General features: G+C 73.7%; 15 protein-coding genes and 1 pseudogene. 7 read left to right on the top strand and 9 right to left on the bottom strand.

Annotation, left to right across the window (positions count from 1 at the left end; genetic code table 11):
• Positions 1-3 precede the first annotated feature (3 nt).
• Positions 4-708: a DUF4097 family beta strand repeat-containing protein gene (locus tag ACIBK8_RS27005; protein ID WP_399044456.1), complete on the top strand. Its 705-nt coding sequence runs from the start codon at positions 4-6 to the stop codon at positions 706-708.
• A gap of 62 nt (positions 709-770) precedes the next feature.
• Here the strand turns inward: ACIBK8_RS27005 and ACIBK8_RS27000 are convergent, their stop codons facing one another.
• Positions 771-3305 (bottom strand): beta-glucosidase, encoded by a 2535-nt coding sequence (locus ACIBK8_RS27000; RefSeq protein WP_399044455.1) that lies wholly within the window; start codon positions 3303-3305, stop codon positions 771-773.
• Between the two features lie 203 nt (positions 3306-3508).
• Here ACIBK8_RS27000 and ACIBK8_RS26995 point away from each other — a divergent pair, with 203 nt between their 5' ends.
• Complete coding sequence (locus ACIBK8_RS26995; RefSeq protein WP_399044454.1) at positions 3509-4843, top strand: pyroglutamyl peptidase; 1335 nt, start codon at positions 3509-3511, stop codon at positions 4841-4843.
• Between the two features lie 134 nt (positions 4844-4977).
• Positions 4978-6390, top strand: a complete 1413-nt coding sequence (locus ACIBK8_RS26990; protein ID WP_399044453.1) for a nitrilase-related carbon-nitrogen hydrolase — start codon at positions 4978-4980, stop codon at positions 6388-6390.
• A 42-nt stretch (positions 6391-6432) separates the two neighbouring features.
• On the opposite strand, the gene rbsK is transcribed toward ACIBK8_RS26990, so the two are convergent.
• The 6 genes and pseudogenes from rbsK to ACIBK8_RS26960 all read right to left on the bottom strand — a co-directional run bounded on the left by rbsK (position 6433) and on the right by ACIBK8_RS26960 (position 13948).
• Positions 6433-7341, bottom strand: a complete 909-nt coding sequence (gene rbsK / locus ACIBK8_RS26985) for a ribokinase (protein WP_399044452.1) — start codon at positions 7339-7341, stop codon at positions 6433-6435.
• A 79-nt stretch (positions 7342-7420) separates the two neighbouring features.
• Positions 7421-9342: pseudogene (locus tag ACIBK8_RS26980) on the bottom strand (substrate-binding domain-containing protein).
• On the bottom strand, positions 9335-11020 hold the full coding sequence (locus ACIBK8_RS26975; protein WP_399044451.1) for a sugar ABC transporter ATP-binding protein: 1686 nt from the start codon (positions 11018-11020) through the stop codon (positions 9335-9337). The pseudogene ACIBK8_RS26980 and the gene ACIBK8_RS26975 overlap by 8 nt, the downstream one beginning before the upstream one ends.
• Positions 11021-11104: 84 nt before the next feature.
• Positions 11105-12106, bottom strand: a complete 1002-nt coding sequence (locus ACIBK8_RS26970) for a LacI family DNA-binding transcriptional regulator (protein ID WP_399044450.1) — start codon at positions 12104-12106, stop codon at positions 11105-11107.
• A gap of 313 nt (positions 12107-12419) precedes the next feature.
• Entirely contained in the window at positions 12420-12848 is a 429-nt protein-coding gene (locus tag ACIBK8_RS26965; RefSeq protein WP_399044449.1) for an organic hydroperoxide resistance protein, read from the bottom strand.
• A gap of 80 nt (positions 12849-12928) precedes the next feature.
• A complete protein-coding gene (locus tag ACIBK8_RS26960; protein WP_399044448.1) occupies positions 12929-13948 on the bottom strand; it encodes an NADP-dependent oxidoreductase in 1020 nt (339 codons plus the stop codon).
• An 85-nt stretch (positions 13949-14033) separates the two neighbouring features.
• Between ACIBK8_RS26960 and ACIBK8_RS26955 the strand changes: the two genes are divergently transcribed.
• Together ACIBK8_RS26955 and ACIBK8_RS26950 are read left to right on the top strand one after the other, a co-directional pair.
• Positions 14034-14465 carry a MarR family winged helix-turn-helix transcriptional regulator gene (locus tag ACIBK8_RS26955; protein ID WP_399044447.1) on the top strand — a complete coding sequence of 144 codons (432 nt, stop codon included), beginning with the start codon at positions 14034-14036 and terminating at the stop codon, positions 14463-14465.
• Positions 14466-14579: 114 nt separating this feature from the next.
• Positions 14580-15236, top strand: coding sequence for a disulfide bond formation protein DsbA (locus ACIBK8_RS26950; protein WP_393680025.1), 657 nt, complete (start codon positions 14580-14582; stop codon positions 15234-15236).
• Positions 15237-15258: 22 nt separating this feature from the next.
• On the opposite strand, the gene ACIBK8_RS26945 is transcribed toward ACIBK8_RS26950, so the two are convergent.
• Together ACIBK8_RS26945 and ACIBK8_RS26940 are read right to left on the bottom strand one after the other, a co-directional pair.
• Entirely contained in the window at positions 15259-16503 is a 1245-nt protein-coding gene (locus ACIBK8_RS26945) for a helix-turn-helix domain-containing protein (RefSeq protein ID WP_399044446.1), read from the bottom strand.
• Between the two features lie 10 nt (positions 16504-16513).
• Complete coding sequence (locus tag ACIBK8_RS26940) at positions 16514-16660, bottom strand: hypothetical protein (protein WP_399044445.1); 147 nt, start codon at positions 16658-16660, stop codon at positions 16514-16516.
• A gap of 245 nt (positions 16661-16905) precedes the next feature.
• Here ACIBK8_RS26940 and ACIBK8_RS26935 point away from each other — a divergent pair, with 245 nt between their 5' ends.
• A complete protein-coding gene (locus tag ACIBK8_RS26935) occupies positions 16906-17865 on the top strand; it encodes a DUF3068 domain-containing protein (RefSeq protein WP_399044444.1) in 960 nt (319 codons plus the stop codon).
• A gap of 370 nt (positions 17866-18235) precedes the next feature.
• Positions 18236-19417 carry a glycosyltransferase family 4 protein gene (locus ACIBK8_RS26930; protein ID WP_399044443.1) on the top strand — a complete coding sequence of 394 codons (1182 nt, stop codon included), beginning with the start codon at positions 18236-18238 and terminating at the stop codon, positions 19415-19417.
• Position 19418 lies beyond the last annotated feature (1 nt).

Raw genomic sequence — 19418 nt, 5'->3', positions numbered from 1 at the left:
CCCATGTCCCGTCCTCGCGTGTCCCATCTCGCCATCGGCTGCGCGGCGTTGGCCGTGCTGACGACCGGCTGCTCGTTGAGCGGCATGGGCCCGTCCAAGGAGGCGGAGCGTACGTACACGGTGGACGGCACGGTCTCATCGGTGGCGGCGCGCACGTCAGGCGGGTCCATCGAGGTCGTGCCGGTGGACGCGGGCGGCCCGGTCAAGGTGACGGAGAAGTACAGCTACACCGGCAGCAAGCCGCACCCCGACCACTCCCTCAAGGACGGCCGGCTGTCCCTGAAGGCCGCCTCGTGCAAGGACATGGGAGACCGCTGCACGGTGAGCTACCGGGTGCGGGTGCCGCGCGGCACCGATGTCGATCTGCACACCAGCGGCGGGGACATCACCGTCAGCGGCATGTCGGGCTCGGTCGCCGCGGAGACCAGCGGCGGGGACATCACCCTCGACGACTCCGCGGCCCGCACCGCCAAGGTACGCACCAGCGGCGGCGACGTGACGGCCGGATTCACGAAGGTCCCCGATGACGTGTCGGGCCGCACCAGCGGCGGCGACGTCACGATCCGGCTGCCCAAGGGCAGCTACGCGGTGGACGCATCGACCAGCGGCGGCAACCGGAAGGTGTCGGTGACGACGGACGCTTCCGCCGCGCACAAGGTGGCGGCACACACCAGCGGGGGCGATGTGTCGGTGGTCCCGGCGTCCTGAGACAGCGGGCCCCGGGGGTGTCCCGGGGCCCGTCCCTGAAGGGCTGTCGTCCGGATCGGGCGCTATCCGACGGTGATCTCCGCGGTCAGCCTGCGGTCGGCGACGCTGTGCGCCGCCTCGACGGTGTAGTCACCCGCGATGAGGCGGCGGGCGCCTGCCGTCTCGTCCCAGATCTCGAACATCCGCCGGGGCAGGGCGATCTCGGCCTCGACGCTCTCGCCCGGAGCCGCCCGCACGGCCGCGAATCCGGCCAGCCGGCGGGCCGGCCAGGCCGCGTCCCGGTCGGTCGGCGCGGCGCCTGCCGGGCCGCTGTCCGCCGGTGCCAGGTAGATCTGGACGACCTCACGGCCTGCCCGTTGCCCGGTGTTGCGCAGCCTGACCCGTACCGAGTCCGGGGTGGTGTCCAGCGACTCGTACTCCCAGTCGGTGTAGCCGAGGCCGTGGCCGAAGGGGTACGCGGGGGCGGCAGCGGCCCGCTCCCAGGCCCGGTAGCCGATGAACAGGCCCTCGGTGTAGTCGAGTTGGCCGCCCTCGGGGGTGACGCGGGTGACGGGTGCGTCCTCCAGGCGGGCGGGCCAGGTGGTGGGGAGCCGGCCGCCCGGCTCGGCGGCGCCCAGCAGGACGTCGGCCAGCGCGGCGCCCGCCTCCTGGCCGGGGAACCAGCTCAGCAGCACGGCCGGCACCTGCTCGCGCCACGGAAGCTCCACCGGGGAGCCGGAGTTGACCACCACGACGGTGCGCGGGTTGGCCGCCGCGACGCGGGCGACCAGCTCGTCCTGGCGGCCGGGAAGCCGCAGGTCGGCGCGGTCGAAGCCCTCCGACTCGACCTCTTCGGTGGTGGCCACGACCACCACCGCGAGGTCGGCTCCGGCCGCCGTGCGCACCGCCTCCTCGATCTCGGCGTCCGGTGCCTGCTGCGGCTCCGCGTGCCCCAGGGAGAAGTTCAGCGCGTCCATGTCGTCGCCGAGGCCCAGGCTCCGGGGTACGAACCGCAGCGTGACGTCCACCTGTTCCCCGGCCGTGAGCGGCACCTCGACCCGCTGCTCGGCGGGGTGCATGAACGCCTCGAACGGGTCGCTGCCGTCGGGCGCGCAGTCCGCGTCGAAGTGCACCTGTCCGGCCACGGTCAGCCGCAGCGCGCCGGTCCCGGAGACCGCGAGGACGTGCCGGCCCGTGGCCTGCGGGGTGAATGTGCCGGTCAGCTCGACGGCCGCCAGCTCGGCGCGGCCGACACCCTCGGGGTAGCTGCCGATCAGCTGCACCTTGCCGTCGGACTGCGGGGTCTCGGCGAGCACCCGGCCGTCGGCGGCGAGGTAGCGGGTGCGCAGGGCGAAGCCCGTACGGGCGTGCGGGACGCGGGTGCGGGGCTCGGCGCCGACGGCGTAGCGGAGCGTGACGCCTTCGGGCAGGGCGGCGCGCAGTCCCTCCAGGGGCGCGACGACGGCCTCGGGGAAGACGGTCGCCGAGCCGCCGCCGAGCACCCGGGCGTCCCGGGCGGCGGCGCCGATCACGGCGACCGTGCGGAGGGCGGCGGGGTCGGCGGGCAGCACCGGGCGGCCGTCCGCCACCGGCTCGTTGCGCAGCAGGACGAAGGAGCTGCGGGCGATCTCGCGGGCCACCGCGCGGCCGTCGATGCCCTGCGGCACCCGCGCCGGGTCGACGGCGGCCGGCACCCCTTCCAGGCATCCCGTACGGGCCGCCAGCAGCAGCACCCTGCGGACCGCCGCGTCCACCGCGGACTCCGTCACCTCGCCGGCGCGCACGGCGGCGGCGAGGCGGTCGCCGAATACGGTGCGCGGGCCCGGCATGGCCACGTCCAGGCCGCCGTTCAGCGCGCGGACCGTGTCGCGGGCCGCGGTCCAGTCGGAGACGTTGACGCCGTCGAATCCCCAACTGCCGCGCAGCACTTCGTTGACGAGGTGGTGGTGTTCGGTCATCGTCGCGCCGTTGACCTGGTTGTAGGCGGTCATGATGCCCCAGGGGCGGGCGTTTTCGACGATGTGCTCGAAGGGCGCGAGGTACAGCTCGTGCAGCGGGCGCGGGGCGATGCGGTTGTCGACGGTGAGCCGGTCGGTTTCGGCGTCGTTGCCCACGAAGTGCTTGACGGTCGTGCCCACGCCGCCTTCCTGGACCCCGCGGACGTACCCCGCGCCGATCACGCCGGTCAGGTGCGGGTCCTCCGAGTAGCACTCGAAGTGGCGACCGCCCAGAGGGGAGCGGTGCAGGTTGACGGTGGGGGCGAGCAGGACGTGCACGCCCTTGCGGCGGGCCTCCTGGGCGAGCAGATGGCCTGCCGTGCGGGCCAGTTGGGGATCCCAGGTGGCGGCCAGCGCCGTCGGGCTCGGCAGCGCGACCGAGGGGTCGGCGGCGCTCCATTCCTGCCCTCGCACCCCGACCGGACCGTCCGACATGACCAGTGACCGCAGCCCGATCTCCGGGATCGCGGGCAGCGTCCACGCGTCCTGCCCGGACAGCAGCCCGGCCTTCGTGTCGAGGTCGAGCGCGGCGAGGGCCGTCTCGACCGCGGCGTGGTGGACGGCGTCCCGCCCGTGGGCGGACTGTGCGTCGGACCGCCGGTCGGTGTCGTGGTCGGTCATGCATCGCTCCCTGGGACGGGTCGGGCACATGGTGGCCTGCATTCTGATGGCGGTCGCCGTGCGCCCGGTAGGTGTCGTCACGCATTCGTTACCCGTACGGGTGAGGAGCACACGGCAGGGCGGCGGGCGCGGCCCCGCTGAGGGCCGTGGTGCCACACGCGGACCTCTACCGTCCCCGGCCCCCCACCGGCTTTACTCGCCGCATGAGACACATACGCACCAGGCTGGGCGCGCTCGGCGTCGCCCTGGCCGCCGCCGTCCCCCTGTCCCTGGCCGCTCCGGGCGCGGCCACCGCGGCAGCCACCGCCCCCTCCGGCTCCAGGACCGCGACATCCGTCGAGGAGGGGCGGCTGGACCGGGACGTCCCCCAGGAGATCCTGCGGCGCAGCGGATTCGACAGGTGGCAGCGGGAGTTCGCGCACGGCCTGACGCGGCTGGGCAGCTACGGGGAGAGCCGGCAGTATGTGGCGCGCGAGGGGCGGGAGCTGTGGCACCGCGCCGTGCGGCGGGCGCAGGGGCACGGGCCCGCAGGCGGTCTCAGCCGGGACGACGACCGGCCGCTGTACTGGGCACGGCTGGCCATGACGAAGGAAGTGCGGGACTGGCGGCCGGACTTCGGGCTGAGCGCGGCGCGGCGGAAGGCGCTCATCACGGCGCTGGAACGCGGCTCGCGAGGGCAGGACACGATCGGCCTGCCGCCCGGCGGGAAGGTGCTGCGGATCGTGGTGACCGGCTTCGACCCGTTCCAACTGGACGCCGACATACGGCGCAGCAACCCGTCCGGGGCCGCGGCGCTGGCGCTCGACGGGACGACGGTGCGCACCGCGTCGGGGCGCCCGGCGCGCATCGAGGCGGCCGTCTTCCCGGTGCGGTGGGACGACTTCGCGGCGGGCACCGTGGAGCGCACGCTGCTGCCGCACCTGCGCAAGGGGCCGCGGCAGGCCGACCTGTTCACCACGATCAGCCAGGGGAAGCCGGGGCGGTTCGACGTCGAGCGGACCAACGGGGCCTGGCGGGGCGGCTATCCGGACAACGCCCGGGTGTCACGGACCGGGACGGTGCCGGTACCGGCCGGGGTGCCGACCGTGCGACCGCAGCCGCAGTGGACCACCACCGGCCTGCCCTACCGGCGGATCGTCGCGGCCACGACCGGGCCCTATCCGGTCGTCGACCACACCGCGGTCACCGAGATCCCGGCGGGCGGCGGCGCGCCCGTCGAACGGCCGGACGGCCCCACGCCCGGCTCGACGGCCCGCGCCGGTGGCGGCGGTGACTACCTGTCCAACGAGATCGGCTACCGGGCGACGCTGCTGCGCGATGCGGTACGGCCTGGCCTGGCGGGCGGCCATCTGCACACGCCGGTCCTGGAGTTCGGGCCGGGGAACACCGATCCGGCGGGCGGCCGGGTCACCGATCCGGTCTTCGTGCACAACCGGGTGGCGATCACCGCGCAGGTGCGGCGGATCGTGACGGTGGCGGCGTCCTCGGTGGCGGACGGCGGGCACGGTGGGCACAGTGGGCGGGGCGGCCGGGGGTAGCCGCGCGGACCGCGAGGCGGGTACAGCGCTCGGCGGGCTCCCCGGGCGGCCCGGATCCGCTCATCATCCGCTGCCGCCGCGGTAGTTATCCACAGGCCCGAGCGGGGCCGCGGCGTGCCGGGCATGATGACTGCATGATCCTTGCCGCAGCACAGTTCATCCCCCATCCTGGCGACATCGAGGCCAACGCGGCGCGGATGGCCGCGCTCGTCACCGAGGCGGCCGGGCGCGGCGCCGGCCTTGTGGTCTTCGCCGAACTGGCGCTCACCCAGTACGACTTGACGGCGATAGCCGCCGACCCGGAGCGGCTGACCGTCACACCGGACGACCCCCGGCTGGCGCCCGTGCGGGACGCCTGCCGGGCGGCCGGTGCCGCGGCGGTCGTGAACGCCGCGGCCCGCGCCGACGGCCCCGCGCAGGCGCCGACGATCGGCTCGTTCGTCTACGGTCCTGACGGCGCGCTGCTCACCCGCTACGACAAGCGGCACCCGACCGGAACGGAGCGCGAGGTGTTCGCCCCGGGCGGCGCCGACGGGCGCTTCACCCTCGGTGGGATCCGGTTCGCGCTCGCCACCTGCTACGACAGCGCCTTCCCCGAGGTGGCCGCGCGGGCCGCGGCGGACGACTGCCGGGTGTATCTCGCCAGTGCCTTCCACAGCGATCCGGCGAGCCTGGACAGGTACCCGGCGCTGGCGCGCGCGCACGACCTGCACGTCCTGCTCGCGAACGGCGCGGGCACCGGATCCCCCGGCCGCTCCGTGGGGCTCAGTGGCGCCTGGCTGCCGAGCGGCGAGCGGGTGGCGAGCGCGGGTGAAGGGCACGCCGTCCCCGGTGGCGCGGCGGACGCGGCGGAACTGGTGCTGACCGATGTCCGCGACCGCATCACGCTGATGGCCGACCCGGCCGTGGCCGCCGTCCCCGTCCAGGAGTGCGGCGAGCCGCTGGTGGACCTGCGGGCCGATGCGCCCCAACTGCTGGCGCCCGGCGGCCAGGAGGAGGACGACGGCGCCTGCGCCCACCTGCGGTCCGGGGTGCTGCGACGGCTCCTCGCGGCGCAGGAAGCCCTGCCGGACGGGCTGCGGCTGCGCGTCGTCGAGGGGTACCGCCCGCTGTCCCTCCAGCGGACGTACTTCGAGCGGTACCGCGAGAAGCTGCGGGCGGCACGGCCCGAGCAGGACGGGGCGTCCCTCCTGGCGGCCACCAGCCGCTTCGTCTCACCGCTGGAGATCGCGCCGCACTGCGCGGGCGGCGCCGTCGACCTCACCCTGGTGACCGCGGACGGCACCGAACTCGACATGGGCACACCGATCGACGCCTCACCGGAGGAGAGCGCCGGCGCCTGCTACACGGCAGCGCCCGGCCTGTCCCCCACCGCCCGCGCCAACCGCCGGATACTGAGCGCCGCGCTGTCCGCCGCGGGCCTGGTGAACTACCCGACCGAGTGGTGGCACTGGTCCTACGGCGACCGCTACTGGGCACTGGCGACGGGCGCGGACGGGGCGGTGTACGGGCCGAAGGAGCTGGCGCGGCAGGGAGAGGAGGCGTAGGGGCGCCCCGGGCGCGGCAGGTGCCGCCTGGCGTCGAGGGGCTCACTCCCCCGGCAGCGCCTCCAGTTCGGCCAGGGTCGGGTAGGACGGCTGGGCGCCGGGCTTGGTGACGGCCGCGGCGCCGACGCGGACGGCGAAGCGGGCGGCGTCGGACAGGCTGTCGCCGCGGGCGAGCCGGGTGGCGAGGGCGCCGGTGAAGGCGTCGCCGGCGCCGGTGGTGTCGACGGCGTCGACCTTCACGCCGGGCACCTCGTGCGTCCCCGACGCGTCCAGGACCAGCGCGCCGTCGCCGCCGAGGGTGACCACGACGGAGCGGGCGCCCAGGTCGCGCAGGGCGTGCGCCCAGTCACGGGGCGAGCCGTCGGCGGCCTGGGACAGCAGCCTGGCCTCGTGTTCGTTGACGACCAGCGGGTCGGCGACGGCGAGGAGTTCGGGTGCCAGGGAGGCGGGGGCGGGGGACGGGTTGAGGACGACGCGGGTGCCGGTGTCCTCGGCGGTCGCCGCGGCTGCCCGCACCGTCTCGACGGGGGTCTCCAACTGGAGGGAGAGGACGGCCGAGCCCGCGATGGTCTCCCGCGCCGCCGCCACGTCCTGCGGGGTGAGGGCGGCGTTGGCGCCGGGCGAGACGACGATGCTGTTGTCGCCGTCCGGGCCGACGACGATCATCGCGGTGCCGGTGCGGGCCGCGTCGTCGACGATGACCGGCGTGACGTCCGTGCCGGCCTCCCGTTGCGCGGCGAGCAGCAGCGCGCCGTAGGCGTCGCCGCCGACCCGGGCCAGCAGCGCGACCCGGCTGCCGATCCGGGCCGCAGCCGCCGCCTGGTTGGCGCCCTTCCCGCCCGCCGACTCGACCAGGTCGGTGCCGAGCACCGTCTCGCCCGCGCCGGGCCGCCGGTCCACCCGTACCGTCAGATCCGCGTTGGCCGAACCGACCACCAGGACGTCGTACATGCGCCGTTCTCCTCTTGCCTTCGTCTCACGTCGTTGCCGGGGCCGTACCGGCCGGCCCGAGCCGGGCCGGCCGCCGTCCTCAGCCGTCGAACTTCGCGGCGTTCTCCGCCGTCACCAGCACCACGGGCACCTTGACCGACGCCGGCAGCTTCGCCCCGCGCGACGCCTCGATCGCCCAGTCCACGGCCTTCTTGCCGAGGAGCTTGGGCTGCTGGGCGACGGTGGCGGTCAGCGTGCCGTTGCGGACCGCCGTCACGCCGTCCGGTGTGCCGTCGAACGCGACGACCTTGATGTCCTTGCCGGAGCGCCCGCCCAGCGCCTTGGACGCGCCGAGCGCCATCTCGTCGTTGGCCGCGAACACTCCGCCGATGTCGTGGTGTGCCTGGAGCATATTGGACATCACGTCCATGCCCTTGGTCCGGTCGAAGTCGGCGGGCTGCCGGACGACGACCTGGATGCCGGGGAACTTCTTGATCCCTTCCTCGAATCCCTGGCCGCGTTCGCGGGCGGCCGATGTGCCGGGCTGGCCCTCCAGGAAGGCCACCTTGCCCTTGCCGCCGAGCGACTGCGCGAGCGTCTTCGCCGCCAGCCGGCCGCCCGCGACGTTGTCGGACGCGATGGTCGAGCCGACATCGCCGCCGTTGACGCCGCGGTCGATGGAAATGACCGGCGTCTTCGCCCGGTTGGCGACGCCGACGGCCGGCACCGCGGCGTCCGAGTCGACCGGGTTGATGATGGCGGCCTTGACGTTCTGGCTGGTGAACGTCTCCATCTGGTTGATCTGCTGGGTGGGGTCGTTCTGGGCGTCGGTGATGTTGATGCGCAGGCCGCGCGCGTCCGCCTCGGCCTGTGCGCCTTCCTTGATGCCGACGAAGAACGGGTTGTTCATCGTGGACAGCGCCAGGCCCAGGTCGGTGTGGCCGCCGCGGTCGCAGCCGGCCAGGCCCAGGGTGAGGGCGGCGGCCAGTCCTGCCGCGGCGGTCCGTGCCGTCCGGGCCCTCATCGGGCGCTCCGGCGCCGCAGGGTGTCGAGGAGCACCGCGAGCGCGATGACGAGGCCGGTGGCGACCTGCTGCCAGAACGCCGAGACGCTCAGCAGGTTGAGGCCGTTGCGCAGCACGGCGAGGATCAGCGCGCCGATGAGGGTGCCGGACGCCTTGCCCGAGCCGCCGGAGAGGCTGGCGCCGCCGATGACGACGGCGGCGATGGCGTCGAGTTCGTAGCCGGAAGCGGCCTGCGGCTGGGCCGAGGTGAGCCGGGCGGCGAGCACGATGCCGGCCACCGCGGCGAACAGGCCGGACAGCGCGTAGATGACGAGCTTGCGGCGCTTGACGTGGATGCCGGAGAGCCGGGCGGCTTCCTCGTTGCCGCCGATCGCGAACATCGCGCGCCCTGAGTACGTACGGGCCAGGATCAGCGCGGCGACCAGCCCCATGGCGATCATGACCAGGACGGGCACCGGCAGCCAGCCGCCGAGGGTGTCGCCGAGCGAGCTGACCGAGGCGGGGAAGGGGATCGGCGAGCCGCCGGAGATCACCAGGGCCAGGCCGCGGCCGATCGAGAGCATCGCCAACGTGGCGATGAAGGCGGGCAGTTTGCCGTACGCGACGAGGGCGCCGGAGACCAGTCCCGCCGCCGCGCCGACCGCCAGGCCGAGCAGCACCGCGATCCAGACCGGCAGTCCCTCGCTCGTGGCCGCCCAGGCGACGACGGTGGCGGAGAGCGCGGCGACCGAGCCGACGGACAGGTCGATACCGGCCGAGACGATCACGAAGGTGACGCCGAACGCCAGGATCGCGGTGACGGACGCCTGGACGCCGACGTTGAGGAGGTTCTGTCCGTTGAGGAAGTCCTGGGACAGCACCGCCATCACCACGACCAGGGCGATCAGGCCGCCCAGCGGGCCGTTCTTGAGGACCGCCCTGGTGAACCACGGTCCGAACGCGGGGCCGGGTGCCGTGGTCGGGGGCGTCTCCCCCGGGGTCTTCAGGAGATCAGTCATCGGAGCCCTCCATCGCGCTCTGACCTGGTGTTTCGTGTGCCGGGTGCGGAGTGTGCCCGGCCTGGGGCGGGGCGGCGCCCTTCGGGGACCGGACGGCCAGCTCCATCACCGCGTCCTGCGTGGCGTCGGCGGCGGCGAGTTCACCGGCCAGCCGGCCCTGTGCCATCACCAGCACCCGGTCGCTCATGCCGAGGACCTCGGGCAGGTCGCTGGAGATCATCAGTACCGCGCAGCCGGCCGCCGTCAGCTCGTTGATCAGCTGGTAGATCTCGACCTTGGCGCCGACGTCGATGCCGCGGGTCGGCTCGTCGAGGATCAGCAGCCGGGTCTCGGCCAGCAGCCACTTGCCGATGACGATCTTCTGCTGGTTGCCGCCCGAGAGGGTGCGGGCGCTCTGCCCGAGGCCGCTCATCCGGACCTTCAACTGCCCGGCGACGGCCGCCGCTTCGCGCCGCTGGCCGCCCCGGTCGACGAGGCCGCGCCGGGTGTCGCGGTCCAGTCTGGCCAGCGTCAGGTTGTCCTGGAGCGAGGCGTCCAGGACCAGGCCCTGGCCCTTGCGGTCCTCCGGTACGAGGCCGAGCCCGGCCCGCATCGCCGCCCGCACGTCGCCGCGCGCCAGTTCCCTGCCGTCGACCTCGACGGTCCCGGCGTCGTAGCGGTCCACGCCGAACACCGCGCGGGCGACCTCGGTGCGGCCCGCGCCGACCAGCCCCGCGAGGCCGACGACCTCGCCGGCCCGCACCTCGAAGTGGATGTCGTCGAAGGCCGGGCGGGCCGGTGAGCCCTTGCTGCTGCGGACGCCGTGCCGGGTCAGGCCGCGGACCCGCAGCAGCGGCGCGCCCGGCGCATCGGGGCGCTTGCGCGGGTACTGCTCGGAGATGTCCCGCCCGACCATCAGCCGGATCAGTTCCTCCTCGCCGGTGGCGGCGGGCACCTCGTCGACGGACCGGCCGTCGCGCAGCACGGTGACCCGGTCGCCGAGTGCGCCGATCTCGTCGAGGTGGTGGGTGATGAAGATGATGCCGACGCCGTCCGCGCGCAGTTCGCGGACGATGCCGAAGAGGGTCTCGACCTCGTCGGATGTGAGCACCGCGGTCGGCTCGTCCATGATCAGGACGCGGGCTTCGAGGCTGAGGGCCTTGGCGATCTCCACCATCTGGAGCCGGGCGATGCCCAGTTCGGAGACCGGGGTGTTCGGGGAGACGTCCAGGCGCACCCGGCGCAGCAGTTCGGCGGCGCGGGCCCGCATCGTCTTGCGGTCGACGAGGCCGAGCGCGGTGCGCGGCTGACGGCCGAGGAAGATGTTCTCGGCGACGGTCAGGCCGGGGACGAGGTTGAACTCCTGGTAGATGGTGGCGATGCCGAGCCGTTCCGCGTCCTGCGCGGAGCGGATGTGCACCTCACGGAGCCCCTGGGCCCCGTCCGTCGCGCCGTCGCGTCCGCCGTCCGCTCCGCAGTCGGCGAGGATGCGTCCCTCGTCGGGGCGGTGGGCGCCGGACAGCATCTTGATGAGCGTGCTCTTGCCCGCGCCGTTCTCGCCGAGCAGTACGTGCACCTCGCCGGAGCGCAGGCTCAGGTCCACGCCGTCCAGCGCGCGCACGCCGGGGAACGACTTCGTCACCCCCTCCACGCGCAGCAGTTCGCGGCCGGCCGGTACGTCGTCGTTGACGCCGGTCATGCGCTGCCCCTCTCTCCTTCGGATGTGGTGCTCGGGTGTGGTGCTCGGTGATGGTGCTCGGATGGGGTGCCGGTGCGTGGCGCGTCAGCCGGCCGGCGGCTCGCCGCAGGAACGGCGGGGCACCAGCCGGGCCGGCAGCAGCACCGGACCGGCGGCCCGGCCCTCGATGCGCGCCAGCAGGGTGTGCACGGCGGCCCTGCCCAGTTCACGGGTGGGCTGGGCGATCACCGTCAGCGGCGGGTCGGTGTGGGCGAACCACGGCACGTCGTCGTAGACCACCAGGGCCATGTCGTCGGGGATCCGCAGCCCGCGGGCGCGCAGTTCGTCCAGCGCGCCGAGTGCCATCAGGTTGTCGGTCGCCAGCACCGCGTCGGGCGGCTGGGGCAGGTCGAGGAAGGCCCGCATCACGCTGCGGCCACCGGTGTGCTGGAGGTCGGGGGTGGCGCCGACGCGGGTGTCGGGCAGGTCGATGCCGTGCGCGGCGAGCGCCGTGCGGAACAGGTGCAGGCGTTCGTCGCCGGTGGGGGTACCGGCCGGCGCGACGATGATCGCGGGGCGGCGGCGGCCGAGTGCGGCGAGGTGGGCGGCCAGCTCGGTGAGCGCGGCGCGGCCGTCGGCGCGTACGCACGGGGCGTCGACGCCGGGTACGGCACGGTCCAGCAGGACCAGCGGGGTGCCGGATTCGACGACCTCGCCGAGCATCGCGGAACCGGTGCCTGCCGAGCTGACCAGCAGGCCGTCGATCCGCCGGTCGAGCAGCGTGCGGATGTAGTCGTCCTGCTGCTCGGGGCGTTCGCCCGCGTTGCCGATGATCAGGCTGTAGCCGAGGCTGCGGGCCTCGTCCTCGACGGCGTCGGCCAGCTCGGTGAAGAACGGGTTGGTGAGGTCACTGATGATCAGCCCGAGCGTGCCGGTGCGGGCGGTGCGCAGCGCGCGGGCGACGTTGTTGGGGCGGTAGCCCAGCTCCCGTACGGCGGCGAGCACCCGGTCCCGGGTCTCGGCGACCGGACGGTGCCCGTTGAGGACCCGGGAAACCGTGGCGACCGAGACTCCCGCCCGCTCTGCCACGTCCTTGATGTTCGCCATGGCGCCGTTGCCATCCTCTGCGTGTGATCGAGGCCGGTGTCCGGTCCAGGCCGATGCCTGGTCCCAGCCGGTGCCTGATCCGGGTGATCGATGTGTAATCGATTTCGTGGGGCCTACGTAATCGATTACACGAGGTGCCCGTCAAGACATGCAGTTTGTGGCCTGCGTCACGCCGACCGGACGGGGAAGGGCACGGCGCGGCTGCCGGGCGGGCCCTTCGCGGGCCTCGGGGAGAGCGCCGCGCGCAACGGCCGAGGGCCGCACCCCCGGCAGGGATGCGGCCCTCGGCGTACTGCTCCGCCGTGGTCGCGGGTCAGGCGACGGTCAGCGTGACCTCGATGTTGCCGCGGGTGGCCTGGGAGTACGGGCACACCTGGTGCGCCTTCTCCACGAGGTCCTCGGCGGTGGCCGCGTCGACGTTCGGGATCGAGGCGGAGATCTCGACCTTGAGGCCGAAGCCGCCGACCGGGGTCTTGCCGATGCCGACGTGCGCGGTCACCCGGGAACCCGAGACGTCCGCCTTCGCCTGGCGGGCGACGACACCGAGCGCACCCTGGAAGCAGGCGCTGTACCCCGCGGCGAAGAGCTGCTCGGGGTTGGTGCCCGCACCACTACCGCCCTGCTCCTTGGGCGGGTTGACGACGACGTCGAGCGTGCCGTCATCGGTGGCGACGCGGCCGTCACGGCCGTTCTCGGCGGTGGCGACGGCGGTGTAGACGACGTCAACCGGTTGGATGGACATGAATCCTCCTGTGGTTCGCCGCGACTCGCGCCCACGATCGCGACGGCTTGCCGCCGAGCCTAACTGCCCGCCCCGCCAGGTCAGTCGGCGAGGCTCACGATCATCTTGCCGGTGTTCTCGCCGCGGAGCAGACCGAGGAACGCCTCGACGCCGTTCTCGATGCCGGGGACCTTGGTCTCGCCGTACTTCAGCTCGCCGGAGCGGATCCAGCCGGAGACCTCCTGGACGAACTGCGGCTGCAGCGCGCGGTGGTCGGCGACCAGCAGGCCCTGGAGGCGCAGCCGCTTGCCGATCACCAGCGCGAGGTTGCGCGGCGCCGGGGTCGGCTCGGTGGCATTGTACATCGAGATCATGCCGCAGATGGCGGCGCGGCCGTGGACGTTGAACGCGCTGATGGCCGCTTCGAGATGGTCGCCGCCGACGTTGTCGAAGTAGACGTCGATGCCGTCGGGTGCGGCTGCCTTGAGCTGCTTGGTGACGTCGCCGTTCTTGTAGTTGAACGCGGCGTCGAAGCCGTACTCCTCGACGAGGAGCTTGACCTTCTCGTCCGAGCCGGCCGAGCCGATGACCCGGGACGCGCCCTTGAGCTTGGCGATCTGGCCGACCTCGCTGCCCACCGCGCCGGCCGCGCCGGACACGAAGACGGCGTCGCCCTCCTTGAAGGACGCCACCTCCAGGAGGCCCGCGTAGGCGGTCAGGCCCGGCATGCCCAGGACGCCGAGGTAGGCGGTCAGCGGGGCGAGCGAGGCGTCGATCTTGGCGGCGCTGTCCGCGTCGAGCACGGCGTACTCGCGCCAGCCGAGGCCGTGCAGGACGTGGTCGCCGACGGCGACGGATTCCGCGCGCGAGGCGATGACCTCGCCGACCGCGCCGCCGTCCATGGGCTGGTCCAGCTGGAACGGCGGGACGTAGGACTTCACGTCGTTCATCCGGCCGCGCATGTACGGGTCGACGGAGAAGTGCAGGTTGCGGACGAGGATCTGGCCCTCACCGACCTCGGGCACCGGGACCTCGCGCAGCGCAAAGTCGTCCGGGGTGGGCCAGCCGTGCGGGCGGGCGACGAGGTGCCATTCACGGCCGGTCGCGGGCAGTGCGGACATGGGTCGATCCTCCTAATGTTTCAGGTACTGAAACAACCATGCGCTCGATATTTCATGATGTCAAGCAAACGGTTATCCTGTTTCCATGACTCCGCGCGCAGACCCTCTGACCGTCGAGGTCGTCGACCTCATCGGCACCATCGTCGCCCGCTACCACGAGGAGTACGAGCACGCGGCATCCCAGCACTCCCTGACCGGCGCCCAGGCCAGGGTGCTCGGCCTGCTGACCGTCGAGCCGCTGCCCATGCGCCGCATCGCCCAGCGCCTCAAGTGCGAGCCGTCGAACATCACCGGCATAGTCGACCGGCTGGAATCACGCGGCCTGGTGGAGCGCCGGCCCGACCCCGCCGACCGCCGCGTGAAGCTGGCCGCCCCGACCGCCGATGGCAGGCGTACGGCCGAGCGGCTGCGCGGCTCGCTCCACTTCGCCCGCGAGCCGCTGAGCCGGCTCACCGTCACGGAACGCACGCTGCTCAAGGAACTGCTCCAGCGGATGCTGGGCACCGCACCGGAATGAGGGGCGGACGACGGGCAGCTGCGCCGTCGCCTGCGGCCGTCCGACGGAGTGGCCGGCCGCGCGGGGCGGCGGGTGGCCCGCACGTGCGTCCGTGTACCGCTCTAGCCTGACCCCATGACCTCCCAGAACTCCCCGAGCGGCCAGGACACCCAGGACCCCGGCCGCACCCGGCACACCGTCGACTTCTACTTCGACCCCATCTGCCCGTTCGCCTGGGTCTCCTCCCGCTGGATCCTGGAGGTCGAGCGGCACCGCGACCTCGATCTGCGGTTCCGGGTGATGAGCCTGTCCGTGCTCAACGAAGGCCGCGACGACCTGCCGGAGAAGTACCGCGAGCTGCTGGACGAGGGCTGGGGCCCGGTGCGGGTGTGCATCGCCGCAGCCGCGGGACACGGCGACGAGGTGCTCCGCGACCTGTACACGGCGCTCGGCACCCGCCTGCACAACGACCGCCGCGAGGACCTCACCGCCGTGATCCAGGAGTCGCTCGCCGAGGCCGGACTGCCGGCCGCGCTGGCCGGGGCGGCCGAGACCGACCGTTACGACGAGCTGCTGCGCGCCAGCCACCACGAAGGCATGGACCCGGTCGGCGAGGACGTCGGCACCCCGACGATCCACATCGACGGGGTGGCCTTCTTCGGCCCGGTCCTGATGTCGATCCCGCGCGGCGATGACGCGGTACGGGTCTTCGACGGCGCCCGGCTGCTGGCCGGATACGACCGGTTCTTCGAACTGAAGCGGACCCGCACCGGCGAGTTCGACTTCAGCTGACCCCCGCGCCCCCGGCCGCCGCTCAGCCCTGCTCCCCACGCAGCCGCCGGGCCCGCAGCACCAGCTCCAGTTCGAAGCGGCGGTCGGGGTCGTCCACCTCGCTCCCCCACAACTCCCGTATCTGACGCAGCCGGTAGCGCACGGTCTGCGGGTGCACGCCGAGTCTGGCGGCCACTTCGGGGGCCCCGCCGCGGGTCTCCAGCCAGGCAAGCAGCGTCTCGGCGAGCCGCAGTCCGTGCGCCGGGCCGCAGCCGGCCAGGGGGGCGAGGCGGCGGCGGCCGAGATCCTCGATCAGCTCCTCGGGCGGCAGCAGGACCAGCGCCTCGGTGTGCTCGGTGCACTGGAGCAGATCACCCACGGGCAGCAGGCCGCGCTCCATCAGGTCGGCCGCCGCCCCGGCCCAGCGCAGCGACTTCGCCGCGTCCGCCAGGGGCACGGCGGGCCCGATCGCCCCCGACCAGCCGGCCGCGGCCCGCCGCAGCAGTTCGCCCCGCCCGGGGGTGTCGGGTTCGGGCACCACCATCCGGGGCCGTTCGCACTCCATGTCCAGCAGGATGTCGGGGCCGACGGCGGGCGCCACCGCCGCGCGGTCCGGCCGTAACAGCACCGCCACGGCGACGCGTTCGGGCAGCGGCCAGCCCAGCAGGGCCGCCTGTTCGGCGACCACCGGATCGGGTGCGTGGCCGGCCGCTCCCGCGCTCGGGGCGGTGCCCGCCCGTGCCGCCGCGGGCGCGAACAGCCGCTCCATCAGGCGCCGTTGCAGCCGCAGCCGCTCGCCCGCCTGGCGGGCCGCGGCCTCGGCGTAGCCGCGTACGGAGGCGGCGACCAGGCCGTCCAGGTACTCGAATCCCGACTCGGCCAGCTCGTACATGGCGGGGGCCGGGATGGCGACCTGCTGCCCGATCTCGGCCAGCCGCCGCCAGGCGAGCCGGACACCCAGCCGGTAGATCGCCTGGAGTGCGTCCAGGCTGCGGCCCTGCATGCCCTCGCCGCGGCCGAACTCCTGGAAGACACGCGGGTGGATGTGCGGCCGGTCCAGGCCGACCGTCATGTGCGCGACGAAGTGCTCAAGGGACTGGCGGATGCCGACCAGCGCGGTCGGTTCGCCGAACTCGTCCAGCACCACGGGCAGTTGGGGGAACTCCCGGCGGATCTCGGCCAGGATGTCCTGGGCGAGCAGCGGCACTTCCGCCAGCGCCAGCGCGGCGAACCGCCGTATCTGGACGGATGGCACCTCACGCCACGCCGAACGGACGGCACTCACCACGCGTGCCCTCCTATCCGCCGGCCCGGTCGAAGGTGACCAGCGGGACGTTCGGCTGCGCGGGCGCGGTGTCCAGGGCCGCGACGACACCGAGTGCGGCGCCGACGGCCAGCGCGGCGCCCGCCAGGGCGGACAGTGCGGCGGCAAGCATTCTGTGCATGGCGCGTGAGCCCCTTCGTCGATGCCGGATCCGTCGGCGGCCCGGTCTGCCGGGAGGCGCCCGGAGGGCCGCAACGGCACCGCGTTCCCACAGCGCGGCACCACGGGTGGCCGCGGTGCCTGCCGAGTGTGGAAGGGCATTGACTGCCTGTCAAGAGTTGGCCTACGTTCCCGGCCCATGGCGCATCGCGCCGCCGCACGTGCACCAGAGCGTGATCCACCCCCACCGCTTCCAGGAGTGCTCGTATGCGTGATTCCGGTACGGCCGCCGCGCCGCGTTCGCTGGTCCTGATCGGCATCGGCGTCTTCCTTCTCGTCCTCGCACCCCTGCTGACCTGGTACGTCACGCCACGGGCCAAGGTCGCGCCGGTCGATGTCGACGAGACGAGCGTGTTCACCGGGACCGGCAGCTACTTCGACGTCGGGCGGCTGGCGACCCGAGAACGGCAGAAAATCACCCTCACGCAGCATGTGCTGGGCAACGTCGCGGCGAGCGGGCGGAGCGGGCACGCGGTGTGGGACGTCTCGACGGCCGTCGACACCCCGGGGACGCTGGGCAAGGACGTGCGCAAGGCGTTCCAGTGGACGACCGGGCGCTGGGTCGTCGACCGGCGCACCAACGACCCGGTGCACTGCTGCGACGAGGCGCCCACCGGGCACGACGGCGACGCCTACCTCAAGTTCCCCTTCGACCTCCAGCGCAGGACCTACCGCTGGTGGGACGACACCCTGGGAGCCGCCGTCCCGCTCCGCTTCGCCGGTACCCGGCAGGTCGGCGACCAGCAGGGCTACCGCTTCACCGGGAGCGTGCCGCCCACCAGGACCGGCAGCCGCCAGGTACCCGGCAGGCTGGTGGGCCTGCCGGGGCAGGGCCAGGTCCAGGCCGAGGAGTGGTACGCCGACGCGCGGATGTCGGTGGTCGCCGACCGGCGCACCGGCCGGATCCTCGATGTGTCCCTGTCGCCCCACAAGACGCTGCGCGCCCCTGGTTCCCCGCACACCGCCGTCACCCTGCTGCACGTCGACGGCCTGCGGTTCACCCCGGCGACCCGGCGGGCAGCCGAGCGGCTTGCCGCCGCCGACAACCGCAAACTGGCCCTGGTCGGCGAGGTGTTGCCGCTGAGCGCCGGGGCGGCCGGCGGGCTGCTCGCGCTGTCAGGACTGGTGCCGCTGGTCCGCGCCGGACGTCCGGGCCGCGGGATCTGAGCGCGCCGCGCGGGCCGCGGCATGAGCGAAGGTGATGAAGCGGCCCCACCGGGAGGAGCGGATTTTGTCACTCCGGTGAGTAGCCGCATCGAACACGGCGGCGAAAACTGTCCACCCCACCCGCGACGACCGACGTCACCGTCCGGCCGCCGCCCCGCCCGCCGGCCCCCCACGACCGGCCCGACCCGCGCGGACGACGGGCCCGTACCGCCGGCCCGCAGACCGTCCGACACCGCCCGGTACGCCCCGCCCCCACGGAGCGCGCCGGACACCTCGCACCACTCCGCACCACCGGCACCACTCAGCACGACTCAGCACGCAGTACGTCCCCCACCGCTGGTACCGCACCCTGAGACGAGTTGGAGCGCAGATGCCCCAGCACGTGCAACCGTCCCTGCCCGTCGCGCCCTTCGCACCCCCCGCACGGGCCGCCGCCTTACCCGCACCGCCCTCCCCTCCCCCACGCACCACCCCGCCGCCCACCGCGGCGTCCCCCCGCAGGATCGTCTTCCTGGCCCGCCGTGACCTGGGCAATCCCGCGGCCGGCGGCTCCGAACTCCTCGTGGACCGGATCGCCGAAGGGCTGACCGCCCACGGCCACGACGTCACCCTGCTGTGCGGCGGCCCCGCGGCCGACCGCGCCTACCGCGTGATCTCGGCGGGCGGCGACGCGGGGCACTTCCTGCGCGCCCCGCGCCGGGTGGGCCGCTGCGACCTGCTCGTCGAGGTCTGCAACGGCATGCCGTACCTCGCCCCCCTCTGGCACAGCGGACCGACGTTGTGCCTGGTCAACCACGTCCACACGGACCTGTGGGGGATGCGCTACCCGGCCCCCGCCGCCCGGCTCGGCCGCCGCCTCGAACACTGGGCGCTGGCCGGCACCCACCGGCGGAACCTGATGGTCGCGGTCTCCGGCTCGACCGCCGACGCCCTGCGCGATCTCGGCGTCCCCGGCGACCGCATCCGCCTGGTGCACAACGGCGTCGAGGAACCAGGACCGCTGCTCCCCAAAGCACCCGAACCGCTCTTCGTCGCCATGGGCCGCCTTGTCGAGTACAAGCGCATCGACCTGCTGCTGCGCCTGTGGGAGCGGGTACGGCCGGTGACCGGAGGCCGTCTCGTCATCGTCGGCGACGGACCCGAACGCGAGCGGCTGGAAACGCTGGCCGGCCCCGGGGTCACCTTCACCGGCCGCATCTCCGAACAGCGCAAACACGAATTCCTCTGCTCCGCCTGGCTGTTGCTGCACCCCTCGCTCGTCGAGGGCTGGGGCCTGGTCGTGATGGAAGCCGCCGCCCGCGGGACACCCGCGGTCGGGTTCGACATCCCGGGCCTGCGCGACTCCGTCGACGACGGCGTCACCGGCCTGCTGGCCCGCGGCGAGAGCGCGTTCGCCGCCCACTGGTGCACCCTCGCGCTCAGCGCCCGCCGCCGCGAGGCCCTGGGCGCCGCCGCCGGGCAGCGCGCCGCCCGCTTCAGATGGAGTCACACGGTCGGCAGCTTCCGGGCGGTCGCCGCGGAAGCGTTCGCCGCCGCCGCACCCGGGCGGTGAT

This window comes from Streptomyces sp. NPDC050161, from assembly GCF_044460025.1.
In the GTDB taxonomy this organism is placed as follows: Bacteria; Actinomycetota; Actinomycetes; order Streptomycetales; family Streptomycetaceae; genus Streptomyces.
The sequence above is the reverse complement of the archived record's forward strand: the minus strand, read 5'-3'. Positions and strand labels throughout refer to the sequence as shown.